Raw genomic sequence first — 12,970 nt, 5'->3', positions numbered from 1 at the left:
GGCCCGGGACTCAAGGTGCGTGGTGCAGTGCCTGGGTCTTGAGGTTCAGCGCGTAGTCCAGGGAATCCAGTCCGAGGGAGCCCAATGACAACGACTCTCGGTGGAATTCGGGCAGGTTGAACTGCCGGCCCCTGGCCTTGCCCCACGTTTGGCGGGCCTCCTGCCAGCGGTGCATCCCGATCTGGTAGGACGGGGCCTGCCCGGGCCATCCCATGTAGCGCAACCATTCGAACCGCAAGGCTGCTTCAGCCATCACGATGTTCTCCTTGAGGAAGGCCCAGCCCGTGGCCGGTGACCACTGCGTGGCACCGGCGGCACTGCCCAGCAGGCCATCCAGGTCGCGGGGGACCGGCAGTCCACAGTGGAAGCCCACGTCGAAGACCACTCGCGCGGCGCGCATCCGCATGGCGTTGAGCATGCCCATGCGGTCGCCGGGATCCTGGAAGTAGCCGAGTTCTGCCATGAGCCGCTCGGCGTACAGCGCCCAGCCCTCCCCGTGTCCGGAGACCCAGAGACCGACGCGTCGCCATGCGTTCAATGTGTCTCCGGCGGCCACGGCGGTGGCCATCTGGAGGTGATGACCGGGAACGCCTTCGTGGTAGACCGTGGTGCGTTCGCCCCAGGTGCGGAAGACGCTTGTGCCGGGGGTGACCGACCACCACATCCGCCCCGGGCGCGTGAAGTCCGGCGAGGGCGGTGTGTAGTAGATACCGCCGTCGTTGGTCGGGGCGATCCTGCACTCGAGCCGCTTCATCGGCTCGGTGATCTCGAAGTGGCTCCCCGCCAGCGCGTCGATCGCGTCCTGGCTGACCCCCTGCATCCACGCGGTCAATTCGTAGGGCCCGTGCAGCTGCCGGTGTACGTCGGCGTCCAAGGCCTTCATGGCAGCCCGGATCAGACCCCGTCCGTGATGATCGGGCACGATCTGGCGTGCGGTCTGCCGCATCTCGGAGACGACCGCGCGAAGCTGTTCGATTCCCCACTCGTACACGCGGGTCAGATCCAGGCGGGCGCCCGTGAACTGACGCAGCCGAACCCCGTACTCCTCCCGGCCCACCGCCATTTCCGTGGGGGCGGTTTCCGCCAGACCGCGGAGACCTTCGGCCAGACCCGTGTAGGCGACACGGGCCTCCGCCACGGCCTCCCGTAACCGGTCCTGGGACCGGGCGGGCAGACGTACGACGGCGGGCCGGTGGGTCAGCGCCAGGAAGGCGCCGTCGGAGGTGGCATAGCTCTCCGCCTGGTCAGCGGCGTGCAGCAGCTGAGCCGCCGCGGAGACCGGTCCCACCTGTTGCCTGTGGGCCACGCCGTCGAGGAGCCGCCGGACCGCCCCGGGTACCTCGTGCAGTTGGTGCAGGATACCGTCCCAGTCCTCCGGCGTGTTCTTCGGGAGGTTGTCGAAGGTTTCGCGGATCTTCTGGACGGGGGAGGAGATGCCGTTGATCCGATCACCGGCGAGCCCGAGGTCGTGGAGTTCCCGGGTGATGTCGACGTGTTCCCGGAGGGCGTGCAAGGTGACCCGGTCGACGTCGTCGACGGCTTCCACGATTCTCGCCTCACGTCGTGTACGGAGCGAGGCCTCCCACAGTGCTTCCTGCGCCTCCGGACCGTAGTCGGGGTACCCCCAGCCGTGCTGTCCGGTGCCCAGTTCGATGGCCCACGCGGGATCGACCCGGAGCAGCCGGTTGAAGTGGGCCTCGGCCACGCGGTCCACGGCCGACGGCGAACGCTGACCTTCACCGAGCGACCCGTCGACGGTGGATCGGGGATGCGGAAATCGGGCACTCATGCCTTCCGATCCTAAGCACTGTCGGGTCCTCCGCGGACCATGCCAGGTATCAGCGGAACGGCAAGGTGCGCCGCCAGGCGCCCAGCCCGGGCCGCAACCGCAGCCCCAGGCGGGCGCGCCGGTTCTGAGCGCGGCGGACCCCCGGCGTGGCGGACTCCTCGGATTCCGCGGCGGCAGCCACCACGACGGCGGTCACGGCGGCAATGTCCTCTGGGGAGGGGTTTCCGCCCACGAAGTGCAGGACCGAGCCCTGGTCCTTGATGTGCTCCGGTTCGTGCTCGCGCCCGCCCGGGGTGTGCTCGGGTGCGGCGGTCACAGCGGAATGTTCCCGTGCTTCTTGGCGGGCGTGGACGCGCGCTTCTCGCGCAGCCCGCGCAGCGCGCGGATGATGTTCTCCCGGGTCTCCGAAGGTGCGATCACTGAGTCCAAATAGCCCAACTGGGTGGCCTGGTACGGATTGAGCAGCTGCTGTTCGTACTGTTCCACGAGCTCGGCGCGCTTGGCATCCACGTCACCACCCTCGTCGGCCACGGCCTTGAGCTCACGCCGGTACAGGATCTCCACGGCACCCTGGGCGCCCATCACACCGATCTGAGCGGTGGGCCAGGCCAGGTTGATGTCTGCTCCGAGCTTCTTGGAGCCCATCACGATGTAGGCCCCGCCGTAGGCCTTCCGGGTGATCAGGGTGACCAATGGAACCGTGGCTTCGGCGTAGGCGTACAGCAGCTTGGCTCCGCGGCGGATGATGCCGTTGAACTCCTGGTCCGTGCCGGGCAGGAAGCCGGGGACGTCCACGAGCGTGAGGATCGGGATGTTGAAGGCGTCGCAGTGCCGCACGAAGCGCGCGGCCTTCTCCGACGCGGCGATGTCCAACGTGCCCGCGAACTCCATGGGTTGGTTGGCCACGATGCCCACCGTGTGTCCTTCGACCCGGGCGTACCCGATCATCACGTTGGGTGCGTACAGCGCCTGCATCTCCAGGAAATGTCCGTCGTCCACGACGGTCTCGATGACCTCGCGCATGTTGTAGGGCTGGTTCGCCGAGTCGGGGATCAGTTCGTCCAGGGCCAGGTCGTCGTCCGTCAGGTCGAATTCCTGGGCGTGGTCCAACAAGGGAGGTTCGGTCAGGTTGTTGGCAGGCAGGAACTCCAGCAGTTCCCGCAGGAAGTCCAGGGCATCTTCTTCGTCGTCGGCCAGGTAGGTCGCGGTCCCCGTGGTCTCGTTGTGGGAGCGTGCGCCACCCAGTGTTTCCATGTCCACGTCCTCACCGGTGACGGTCTTGATGACGTCCGGGCCGGTGATGAACATGTGGGAGGTCTGGTCGACCATGATGATGTAGTCGGTCAGGGCGGGGGAGTAGGCGGCACCGCCGGCGCAGGGGCCCATGATGAGCGAGATCTGCGGGACCACACCCGATGAACGGACGTTCATGTTGAAGATGTCCGCGAACATCGCCAGTGATGCCACGCCCTCCTGGATGCGTGCACCGCCGCCGTCGTTGATGCCGATGACCGGGCAGCCGTTCTTCAACGCGAACTTCTGTACCTTGACGATCTTCTCGCCGTTGGCCTCGGAGAGGGACCCGCCAAGGACTGTGAAGTCCTGCGAGTAGATGGCGACCAGGCGACCGTCGATGGTGCCGTACCCGGCCACGACGCCGTCGCCGGGCATCTTCTTCTTGTCCATCCCGAAGGCGGTGCTCCGGTGCGTGCGCAGAGCGTCGAGTTCCACGAACGAGTCTTCGTCCAGCAGCATGTCAACGCGTTCGCGCGCGGTGCTCTTTCCACGGGCGTGCTGCCGCTCGATCGCGGCCTCCCCGGCGGGTACGAAGGAGTGCTCGCGCCGTTCACGGAAGTCGGCGATCTTTCCAGCGGTCGTGGACAAGTCGTGGCTCATGGCACCTCGCAACTAACCGGATTCACTGACGGGCCCGGTCCCCCGGGAATGACCCAGCCAGTCTAGAGAAGCCCACGGCAGCCGCCGTTGTACGACATCTACAAGATCTCGGCTTCGGAATCACGCGTCCCGGCCCGTCTCCCCGGAGGTTTCGGCCGGTCGCGTCACGTCTCCTCAGGTCCTGTCAGTCCAGGGATCCGACCGTGATCTTCCACGGGCGTGCGCTGCGTTCGGTGATGACCTGCTCGATCAGCAGCGGGTCCGGGTCCAACGCCGCCAGAGCGGCTTCGGGGGATTCCGCCTGGATCAAGAGCAGTGCGCCCGGGGCCTCATGGTCGTCGTAGGGGCCGGCGGCCCGCAGCGTTCCGGCCTCCCGGAGGTCATTGAGGAACTGTCGGTGGGCGGGGCGATGCTCGGCCAGAGCTTCAGCGGAACCTCCGTACACGTAGGTCACGGCCTGGAGGGACATGTGCTCCTCTTTCGTCGTCGATGGCTGCGCCATGGGCCACAGGGCAAGTGCACGATCCGGCACTCGGGGTTCTCTCGGGTGGGTGTACTACTACTGTGGACTCAGGCAGGTTTCTGTGTGACGACGATAACCCTGTCTGGGGTCGTGGCCCGTTTCGGGTACGGAGATGACGGAAGGCCGCAGTGCCAGAGGGAGCCGGAGAGGTGAAGTCGGAGAGCATGGTTGACACGCTGCCCGCGGTGAACGGTGCTCATTCGCCGATGCAGCCACTGACCGGTGACACCGCGTTGATCTCACGGCTGCAGGCACTGCTCGGTGCACCGGTGGAGATCGTTGCGGAGCTGGGATCGACCAACGACGAACTCGTCCGCCGTGCCCTTGCCGACTCCCAAGCCCTGGCCCTGCCGGATATGAGCCTGTTGGTCACCGACTACCAGAACGCCGGAAAAGGACGACTGGACCGCACCTGGGAGGTGCGCCCGGGCGAAGCCCTGACCTTCTCCCTGCTGCTCCGTCCGGTGGCCGTGCCTCCGGAAACCTACGGGTGGTTCACCATGCTCATGAGCTGCGCGGTGACCCAGGCCCTCCGGGATCACGGCCTGGCGGCCCAGACCAAGTGGCCCAACGACGTGCTGGTGGGAACGAGGAAGATCACCGGGATCCTGGCGGCGCTGGTGGTCACCCCTGGAGCGGCCCCCGCCGTCGTCGTGGGTACCGGGCTCAACGTGAGCACCACGCACCTACCCGTGGAGACCGCGACGTCCGTGCAGCGCGAAGGCTGCAACCTGGGCCGCGCCGATCTTTTGGTTGACGTCTTGGAGAAGTTCCTTCCGCTCTATCGGAGGTTCTGTGCGGATCCCACGGAACTCACGGTGCCGGACGGTCGATTGCGCACCGTCGTCGAGTCGCAGCTGGGAACCCTGGGCCAACGGGTGCGAGCGGAACTCCCCGGGGCGCAGGCACCTCTGACGGGCCGGGCGGTCGGCCTGGACGATCACGGAGCCCTGCTGATCCGCCCCGAGGGTGGCCGGGTTCGCGCGGTCAGTGCCGGTGACGTGGTCCATCTGCGCCCGACCGAGGAGCGTTCGTGAAGAAGAAACTCCACCTGGAGCCCGGTGAGCACGTGGTGGTGTCCACGCTCGCGCACCCGAGCAAGCTGTTGCGGCCCGCGATCGTCCTGATCGTCGCGGTCTTCCTGCACGGGTTGCTGCAGCGGATGCTGGAGGTCCGGTGGCGCCCCATGAACCAGCCCTGGACCTCGATCCACACGGTGTTGGAGATGGCGCTGTCCGTGCTGCTGGTGCTCGTCGTGCTGTTCGCGGTCCTGCGCCCCGTGGTGCGGTGGGCGCGGACCCGTTTCGTCTTGACGGACCGCCGCCTCATGCTGTTGGGTGGAGCGGCTCCGCGGGATGGGGTACGTATCCCGTTGGCCTGGCTGCATCACGTGGACACGGTTCCCGCGCGTTGGCCGTTGGGGCTCGCCGGGATCGGGACGCTGAGCGTGGACTTCGGACAGGCCGGGGTCCTGCGCCTCACGCACTCCCCGCGGGTGGCGGAATTCGGGCAGTTGATCGAATCGAAGGCAACGGCTCACCGGCAGCCGTCCTACCCGAATCCGTACGGTCAGGGCGCCTACGGGTATGCCGGTGGGTACGGAGTGACCGGCCCCGTGGGCGGGGGCCCGATGGGTGGCCACCGATGACGGCGCGGGACGAGGCCATGCCGCCGTTGCCGTGGCAGGACGACGGCGCCGCCCCCGGTGCCGGTCATGGTGCGGGAGACGGTCGCTCCACGGACGGCAGCACGGCGGAGCACACAGGACACGACGACGGCGAGGAGGGCGAGATGAGCGGCGAACACGTCGACGGTGATCGCGCTGACCGCGGGGGTCCGGCAGATGCTCGGGCAGATCTGCCCCCGGCCGAGGCGGACGCGCACGTCCCCGACGTACCCCTGTCGAAGGAACCGGTCGTCGGTCCCCAGACCGCCCAGATTAACTTGAACCTGAGCAACCCGGTGCAGTCCAATGTCTACCGATCGGCAGAATCCAGGGCTGCCTTCCATGCGCTCGAGGACCTGCTGCTGGGCTCCGAACGAACCATGCGGCGCCGGGAGGCGGCCAAGGAAGGCAACCTCTCGCTGCTCAACGCGCGCAAGATCTGGCGCGCCATGGGCTTCCCCAATCTCTCCGACGACGAAGTCTTCTTCACCCCTCGCGATGCCGAGGCACTGCGCGAGATCGCCGAACTCGTGACGGACCACGAGGTCACGGAGGAGGGCACGCTGTCCATCGTGCGGGCGATGGCACAGATGACCGACCGCATGGTCGTGTGGCAGGTCGAAGCCCTGGTCGAGGACCTGGTGGTGCACGGCAACCGCAGCGACGCCGAAGCCCGCCGCGAACTGCTCAACGTGCTGCCGCGGATCATGCCCACGTTGGAGAAGCTGCTGATCTATTCGTGGCGCCGCCAGCTCAACGCTGCGGTCCAGCGCCTGGCCATGCGGCAGGAGCGCCCGGACGGCTCGACCATCAGCGGTCTGCGTGACGGCTTGGAGGACACCGGTGAGCAGGATTCCGCCAGCCTTCCCCTGGCGCGCGGCATCGGGTTCGCGGACATGGTCTCCTACACGTCCCTGTCACGGCAGATGAACGAACGGACCCTGGCGGCCCTTGTCCAGCGCTTCGAACAGCGTTGCGCCGAGGTGATCGCGGTCGGCCGTGGACGGCTCATTAAGACCATCGGCGACGAAATCATGTTCATGGCCGAGAGCCCGGAGGAAGGGGCGCTCATGGCTCTCGCGCTGGCCCGAATCATCCGTGAAGATCCCGAACTGCCACAGGCGCGCGTTGCGTTTGTGTGGGGGCGTGTGTTGCCACGATTGGGTGACTTGTACGGTCCAACTGTTAACTTGGCTTCGCGTCTGGTTGCGTTGACGCCCCCCGGCAGCGTGCTGGTGGACGCGTCGACCGCTTCCGTCTTGGCGGGTGACGACCGGTTCATGCTGATCCCCAAGCAAACGCACAACGTACGCGGATTCGGAGATGTACAGCCCGTGGAGCTATCGGCAGGACCCGGACAACAGCTGGAGGTGGACTACGTATGAGCGTGGAACTGGTCATTCGCGCCGGTGCGGCCACCGATCGTGGCCTGAGGCGTGAAACCAACGAGGACTCGCTCGTGGTCACCCGCACCATGTGCGCCGTCGCCGACGGCATGGGGGGGCACGAAGCGGGGGAGGTCGCGTCCGCGCTCGCGGTGCGCACCCTGGGCTCGTCCCAGTTGTTCAGCTCCCGTGACCCGTGGAGCGTCGAGGTCCCCGCGGAGCCGGAACCGCCGGAGGACGTCGCTCGCTTCCGTGCCCGGGTCGAACGCGAACTCAAACTCGACCCCGAGATTCCCGACGCGACGCTAGCGCTCATGGCCAAGTTGCGCGCCGTGCTCGGTGCTGCCGACACCTCCATCCAGGAGAGCCTGGGTGGACGGGCCGGGACCACGGTGACCGGGGCGTGGCTGGTCGACGTCGAAGGCACCCGCCTGTGGCTGGTCTTCAACGTGGGTGATTCACGCACCTACCGTCTGGTCCGCCCGGAGGGCGCGGCACCCGCTCCAGACCACGCCTCGGTCGCACACCACCCCACCGGTGAAATCACGGCCCACACGGCCTCGGAGGAAGCGCCGGAACTGCTCCACGAGCAGATCGCGGACCCGGATTCCCCCGGCGTGGAGGTAGCCACGACCACTCCGCTTCCCGTCACCCCCGCTCCCAAGGACGGCCCGCAGCCGGAGGTCCAACAGATCACCGTGGATCATTCGGAGGTCCAGTACCTGGTGTCGATCGGGCAGATCACTCCCGCCCAGGCGTTGGTTCACCCCCGCCGGAATGTCATCACCCGTGCCCTGGGCACCGGGCAGGTGTGGGAACCCGACGTCTGGGTGGTGCCCGCGCAATCGGGCGATCGCCTCCTCCTGTGCTCCGACGGCCTGACGGGTGAGGTGGCGACGGCGCACATCGCGCGCGTTCTGCACTCCGTTCCACACCCCAAGGAGGCCGCGGACGTCCTGGTGAACGCTGCGCTGCGCGCCGGCGGTCGGGACAACGTGACGGTCATCGTGGCCGACGCCGTCGCCTCCCGTCCCGCGGACGAGGACACCACGACGTTCGTCCCGATCGACATGCGGCACGACCTGGGTTCCTGACCTTGTGATCGGCAGCCGGGGCCGTCGATCACAAGGTCAGGATTCCGGGTGCTGCCGCTCAGCGGTTGGTGCCGCCCTTCTCGCTGCGCGGCCAGCGGCCGGCCGCCTTCTCCGCGGCCACCCAGTCGGCCGCTTCCTGCTGCCGTTGCGCTTCCGCACCGGAGGCGATCCGGGCGCGGAGGTGCTCCGGGGCCAGGTCGAAGGAGTCGACCACGTCCATGATGTGCGGACGCAGGCGCGTGACCAGGCGGTCCACGTAGGACTCGACCATGCGGCCGCGCATGAGTGACATCCGTCCGTGGGACAGGTACCAGTCCAGGTGCTCCTCGATCACCGAAAGCCCGTACAGGTCGCGCAACCACAGCAGGACCTGGTGGGTCCCCGGGTCCTCGACCGTGTCCAGAGCCCGGGTGAAGGCCTCCCACTGGAGCAGGTGGGCGTGCGCGCGGGCCGCCTCGATCAACCGGTGCTGGTTGCGGTCGAAGGCTTCCGCCGTGGCCTCGGGCGAACCCTTGCCCGCGCCGCGCATGTTCTCGGCCACCTCGCCGATCATTGACCGCACCCGGTCGGTCAGCAGGCTGCGCTGGGTCTCCGGGTCGCGCAGGGCGTTGACCGAGCGTCGCGGGTCGGCGGAGTCGCGGAAGACCTGGGACAGCCCGCGCAGACCCGAGCGGTTCACGGCCGTCTCCGTGGCACGATCGGCCACCCAGCGGGCCATGACACCCACGTCCATGCGGGCGAACTCCCGCGCGTGGTCACCCAGCAGGCGCTTGGCCACCAGCTGCATGAGCACGGTGTTGTCGCCCTCGAAAGTCGCGTAGACGTCCATGTCGTGGTGGAGGTCCACGATCCGGTTCTCGGACAGGAAGCCGGAGCCGCCGCAGGCCTCGCGGCATTCCTGCAGCGCATCCAGAGCCAGGCGGGTGGAGGTCGCCTTCATGGCTGCCGCCAGGGTCTCGAGGTCCTGCCGGGCGTCGTCGGTGTCCGTGCGTCCGGAGAAGACGTCGTCGTAGGCCTCGAGCAGTTCCTCGTGGGCGAATCCTGCCGCGAGCACCCGGGCGACGTACGGGAAGAGGCGACGACGGTGCCGGTGGTAGTCCAGCAGCGTGCGTTCGGGCTGGCCCTGGACCGGGGAGAACTGCCGCCGTTCGTTCGCGTAGGTCAGTGCGATGGCCAGCCCCGCCCGCGTGGCGACCACGGAGGACCCGTCCAGGGACACGCGCCCCTGCACCAGCGTTCCGAGCATGGTGAAGAACCGGCGCCCGGGGGACTCGATGGGTGAGGTGTAGGTCCCGTCGGGATCCACGTGACCGTAACGGTCCAGGAGGTTCTCCCGCGGGACGCGGACGTGGGTGAAGTGCAGGCGGCCGTTGTCCACACCGTTGAGCCCGCCCTTGTGACCGTCGTCCTCGCCGCCGACACCCGGGAGGAACTGACCGTCGTCGTTGCGGATCGGGACGTAGAGGGCGTGGACCCCGTGATTGACCCCGCCCGTGATGAGCTGCGCGAAGACCACCGCTGCCCGCCCATGAATGGCGGCGTTGCCCAGGTAGTCCTTCCACGCCGCCCGGTGCGGTGTGTGAATCTCGAATTCCTGGGACTCGGGGTCATAGGTGGCGGTCGTGGCGATGGAGGCAACGTCGGACCCGTGGCCGGTCTCCGTCATGGCGAAGGCTCCCGGGATCTTGAGATCCCAGATGTCGGGCAGCCACTTGTCGTGGTGGGCCTGGGTCCCCAGGTTCAGAACGGCGGAGCCGAACAGGCCCCACTGCACGCCCGCCTTGATCTGCAGGGAGGCGTCGGCCAGCACGAACTCCTCGAAGGAGGCTACGTAGGCGCCGGGGCGTCCGCCGCCGCCCTGATCGGTGGGCAGCCCGGCCATCACGGCATCGGAACCGGCCAGAGACTTGAGTGCTTCGAAGGTGCGGTCGCGCTGTTCCTCCTTGGTGCGCCCCGGGACGTGGTGGAACCGCTCGTCCTTGATCAGTTCCCGTGACGCCCGGCGTTCCTCGGCGTAGGCCCCGGCCAGCACGTCCCGCAGGAGCGCGGTGTCCACGGAGATCTCTGCGTCCTGGGCCTCGGTGGCGAACTCCGATTCGACGTCGTGTTCCGGACCGGTGCCCGCGGTGTGGTGGGCCCGCGAGCGGGCGGCGCGGCGGCTGAGGCGGTTGCGTGGTGATGTGGTGGCCATGGTGTCCTTCTCGATCGGTTCTCACGGGCGGGTTTCACGGGCGGGTTCGCCCGGGGTTGTTCTCGGGACGGGTTCCGGGGTGCGGCCCCGGGGTCAGGTGGTCGGGGTGATGGAGGAGAGCGCGGGTGGTTGGGAGCCCTTGACCACCCACGCGGTCACGGTTTCCACGAACTCCTCCAGGCTCGGTCGCTCGGGCTCGGCGGCCGACGGGTGGTTCTCGTCGGGGTTGGCCGGGGCCTGTGGACCGGCGGTGGTCCGGGGGCGCATCCAGGCTTCGCCGGCCCCGCGGACCAGGCCGACGACGCCGGCGGCCCAGTACCGGGCCGTGGGCTCGGGGAGACGGTCGTGATCCGCGCTGTGCCTGCGTTGAGCGTCCACGAGTAGTTCGGCCACGGCCTGGACGAATCGGTCGACGGGGCTCTGCCCGTCGGGGGCGCTCTCCGAGACCACGAAGAGGTAGACCTCCGGTGCGTTCTCGAGCTGCCACAGGTACTGGACCACGAGTTCGTGGACGGTTTCCTCGAAGGACCCGGCTTCCGCGACCGCCTCCGTCATGCGTCTGCCCATGCGTTCGACGACGTACTCGGCCAGCTTGCGCTTGAGGCCGTCCTTGTCCTCGAAGTACCGGTAGAAGACGGACTTGGAGGTTCGGCAGTGGGCAGCGATCTCCGACATGGATGCGTTGGCGCCCAATTCCGCGATGGCTTCCCGGGCGAGTTTCAGCAGTTCGATCCGCCGTCGTTCGCGGTGCAGACGCCACCGACGGGTGCGCCCGTCGGTGCGGTCCTTGGCTTCACGGCCCTTGACGGTGGGCTCAGCGGTCGAGGTGTTCACGATACCGAGAGTATCAGTTACTCTTGGAAAACGTGATACCCGTCACCTCAAGATTTTCGACGGGTCCACGCACGACTTCCGATCGGTTTCCGAACCGACCGCCGCCCACATCAAGCACACCAATCACCGATCACATCAAGCACCGAGAAAATCGAGGAGCACTCCCGTCATGAGCAGTGAGCCCACCATCCAGCCCGCGTCCGATCCCACCGCACCCCGCCAGCTGCGCAGCGCCTGGGTGGTCGCGGGCAACCGCACCCCGTTCGCCCGTGCGGGTGGCCCGTACGCCAGCACCTCCGTGCAGGAGATGTTCACCGCCGCACTGGACGGGCTGGTCGCGCGTACCGGCATCGCCGGAGAACGTCTGGGCGCGGTTGCCGGTGGCGCGGTCCTCAAGCAGCCCAAGGCCTTCAACCTGGTGCGCGAATCCGTGCTCGGTTCGGCCCTGGACCCGCAGACCCCCGGGATCGACGTCCAGCAGGCCTGCGCCACGGGCATGGAGACCACTTCCCTGATCGCCAACAAGATCCGTTGCGGTCAGATCGACGCGGGTGTGGCCGGCGGTGTGGACTCCGCCTCGGACGCGCCGATCGTCGTCGGGGAGGGGCTGCGGAAGGTGCTCCTCCAGCTCAACCGGGCCAAGACGCCCAAGGACAAGCTCAAGGCCCTGGCCAAGCTGCGCCCCGGTGATCTGGCCCCCGTGGCCCCCGGTGTGGCCGAGCCGCGCACGGGGTTGTCGATGGGGGAGCACCAGGCCCTGACCACCGCGCAGTGGGGCATCACCCGGCAGGCCCAGGACGAGATCGCCGCCAACAGCCACCACAATCTGGCGGCCGCCTGGGACAGCGGGTTCTTCGACGACCTGGTGACCCCGTTCCGCGGTCTCACCAAGGACAACAACCTCCGGCCGGACACCTCGGTGGAGAAACTTGGCGGGCTCTCGCCTGTGTTCGGTAAGAACCTGGAGACGGACCCGACCATGACGGCGGGCAACTCGACGCCGCTGACCGACGGCGCCTCCGCGATCCTCCTGGCGACCGCGGAGTGGGCCGAGGAACACAACCTGCCCAAGCTGGCCGAGATCGTGGATGCCGAGACCGCCGCCGTCGACTTCGTGGACGGCAACGAAGGTCTGCTCATGGCACCGGCCTACGCGGCACCCCGCCTGCTCGCGCGCAACGGGCTGAAACTGCAGGACATCGACCTGGTGGAGATCCACGAGGCCTTCGCCTCCACCGTGTTGACCATCCTTGCGGCTTGGGAGGACGCGGACTTCTGCAAGGTCAACCTGGGCCTCGACGAACCCGTGGGCGTCCTGGACCGGTCGCGTCTCAACGTCCGTGGCTCCTCTTTGGCCGCCGGGCACCCGTTCGCCGCCACGGGCACCCGGGTCGTGGCAACCCTGTCCAAGGAACTCAAGGCGCGCGCTGTCGCGGAGAACCGCCCGGTCACGGGCCTGATCTCCGTGTGCGCGGCTGGCGGCCAGGGGGCCGTGGCCCTGCTGCGCGCCTACCCCGAGTCCTGACCGGACCTCCGATACCGAGACCTGGGCGCTCCCGCGTCCGCATGTGTTGACGGGAGCGCCCAGGTGT

Annotated in this window: 11 protein-coding genes; 5 read left to right on the top strand and 6 right to left on the bottom strand. The window is 68.0% G+C overall.

All coding sequences use genetic code 11. The annotated features are described in order from the left end of the window. Positions 1 to 10: 10 nt before the first annotated feature. From GWK18_RS05000 to GWK18_RS04985, 4 genes are all read right to left on the bottom strand, one after another. Complete coding sequence (locus tag GWK18_RS05000; RefSeq protein WP_123825124.1) at positions 11 to 1,789, bottom strand: DUF885 domain-containing protein; 1,779 nt, start codon at positions 1,787 to 1,789, stop codon at positions 11 to 13. Between the two features lie 49 nt (positions 1,790 to 1,838). After that, positions 1,839 to 2,105 carry an acyl-CoA carboxylase epsilon subunit gene (locus GWK18_RS04995; RefSeq protein ID WP_233568744.1) on the bottom strand — a complete coding sequence of 89 codons (267 nt, stop codon included), beginning with the start codon at positions 2,103 to 2,105 and terminating at the stop codon, positions 1,839 to 1,841. After that, on the bottom strand, positions 2,102 to 3,685 hold the full coding sequence (locus tag GWK18_RS04990) for an acyl-CoA carboxylase subunit beta (protein WP_123825125.1): 1,584 nt from the start codon (positions 3,683 to 3,685) through the stop codon (positions 2,102 to 2,104). The genes GWK18_RS04995 and GWK18_RS04990 overlap by 4 nt, the downstream gene beginning before the upstream one ends. A gap of 184 nt (positions 3,686 to 3,869) precedes the next feature. Continuing rightward, positions 3,870 to 4,154 carry a YciI family protein gene (locus GWK18_RS04985; RefSeq protein ID WP_199732560.1) on the bottom strand — a complete coding sequence of 95 codons (285 nt, stop codon included), beginning with the start codon at positions 4,152 to 4,154 and terminating at the stop codon, positions 3,870 to 3,872. A gap of 203 nt (positions 4,155 to 4,357) precedes the next feature. Here GWK18_RS04985 and GWK18_RS04980 point away from each other — a divergent pair, with 203 nt between their 5' ends. The 4 genes from GWK18_RS04980 to GWK18_RS04965 are packed head-to-tail and all read left to right on the top strand — an operon-like array spanning position 4,358 to position 8,353. Continuing rightward, on the top strand, positions 4,358 to 5,245 hold the full coding sequence (locus tag GWK18_RS04980; protein ID WP_123825126.1) for a biotin--[acetyl-CoA-carboxylase] ligase: 888 nt from the start codon (positions 4,358 to 4,360) through the stop codon (positions 5,243 to 5,245). Then, positions 5,242 to 5,856: a PH domain-containing protein gene (locus GWK18_RS13075; RefSeq protein WP_123825127.1), complete on the top strand. Its 615-nt coding sequence runs from the start codon at positions 5,242 to 5,244 to the stop codon at positions 5,854 to 5,856. The genes GWK18_RS04980 and GWK18_RS13075 overlap by 4 nt, the downstream gene beginning before the upstream one ends. Continuing rightward, positions 5,853 to 7,259, top strand: coding sequence for an adenylate/guanylate cyclase domain-containing protein (locus tag GWK18_RS04970; RefSeq protein WP_233568745.1), 1,407 nt, complete (start codon positions 5,853 to 5,855; stop codon positions 7,257 to 7,259). The genes GWK18_RS13075 and GWK18_RS04970 overlap by 4 nt, the downstream gene beginning before the upstream one ends. Further along, the gene (locus GWK18_RS04965) at positions 7,256 to 8,353 is read left to right on the top strand and encodes a protein phosphatase 2C domain-containing protein (protein ID WP_166833607.1); all 1,098 of its coding nucleotides are present in this window, start codon (positions 7,256 to 7,258) and stop codon (positions 8,351 to 8,353) included. The genes GWK18_RS04970 and GWK18_RS04965 overlap by 4 nt, the downstream gene beginning before the upstream one ends. Before the next feature lie 58 nt (positions 8,354 to 8,411). On the opposite strand, the gene GWK18_RS04960 is transcribed toward GWK18_RS04965, so the two are convergent. Together GWK18_RS04960 and GWK18_RS04955 are read right to left on the bottom strand one after the other, a co-directional pair. Beyond that, positions 8,412 to 10,544, bottom strand: coding sequence for an acyl-CoA dehydrogenase (locus GWK18_RS04960; protein WP_123825129.1), 2,133 nt, complete (start codon positions 10,542 to 10,544; stop codon positions 8,412 to 8,414). Between the two features lie 93 nt (positions 10,545 to 10,637). Beyond that, positions 10,638 to 11,378 (bottom strand): TetR/AcrR family transcriptional regulator, encoded by a 741-nt coding sequence (locus tag GWK18_RS04955; RefSeq protein WP_158609543.1) that lies wholly within the window; start codon positions 11,376 to 11,378, stop codon positions 10,638 to 10,640. Positions 11,379 to 11,547: 169 nt separating this feature from the next. Here GWK18_RS04955 and GWK18_RS04950 point away from each other — a divergent pair, with 169 nt between their 5' ends. After that, positions 11,548 to 12,903, top strand: a complete 1,356-nt coding sequence (locus GWK18_RS04950) for an acetyl-CoA C-acetyltransferase (protein WP_123825131.1) — start codon at positions 11,548 to 11,550, stop codon at positions 12,901 to 12,903. Positions 12,904 to 12,970: the final 67 nt, after the last annotated feature.

Origin of the sequence: Kocuria sp. JC486, assembly GCF_011602805.1 — a bacterium.
GTDB lineage: Bacteria > Actinomycetota > Actinomycetes > Actinomycetales > Micrococcaceae > Kocuria > Kocuria soli.
This window is presented reverse-complemented; position numbering and strand designations above follow the sequence as displayed.

What these genes read in the sequence shown, in the direction of transcription:
- GWK18_RS04985 (WP_199732560.1), bottom strand. Translation starts at nt 4,154, where the DNA reads ATGTCCCTCCAGGCCGTGACCTACGTGTACGGAGGTTCCGCTGAAGCT.
- GWK18_RS04990 (WP_123825125.1), bottom strand. Translation starts at nt 3,685, where the DNA reads ATGAGCCACGACTTGTCCACGACCGCTGGAAAGATCGCCGACTTCCGT.
- GWK18_RS05000 (WP_123825124.1), bottom strand. Translation starts at nt 1,789, where the DNA reads ATGAGTGCCCGATTTCCGCATCCCCGATCCACCGTCGACGGGTCGCTC.
- GWK18_RS04970 (WP_233568745.1), top strand. Translation starts at nt 5,853, where the DNA reads ATGACGGCGCGGGACGAGGCCATGCCGCCGTTGCCGTGGCAGGACGAC.
- GWK18_RS04965 (WP_166833607.1), top strand. Translation starts at nt 7,256, where the DNA reads ATGAGCGTGGAACTGGTCATTCGCGCCGGTGCGGCCACCGATCGTGGC.
- GWK18_RS04950 (WP_123825131.1), top strand. Translation starts at nt 11,548, where the DNA reads ATGAGCAGTGAGCCCACCATCCAGCCCGCGTCCGATCCCACCGCACCC.
- GWK18_RS04960 (WP_123825129.1), bottom strand. Translation starts at nt 10,544, where the DNA reads ATGGCCACCACATCACCACGCAACCGCCTCAGCCGCCGCGCCGCCCGC.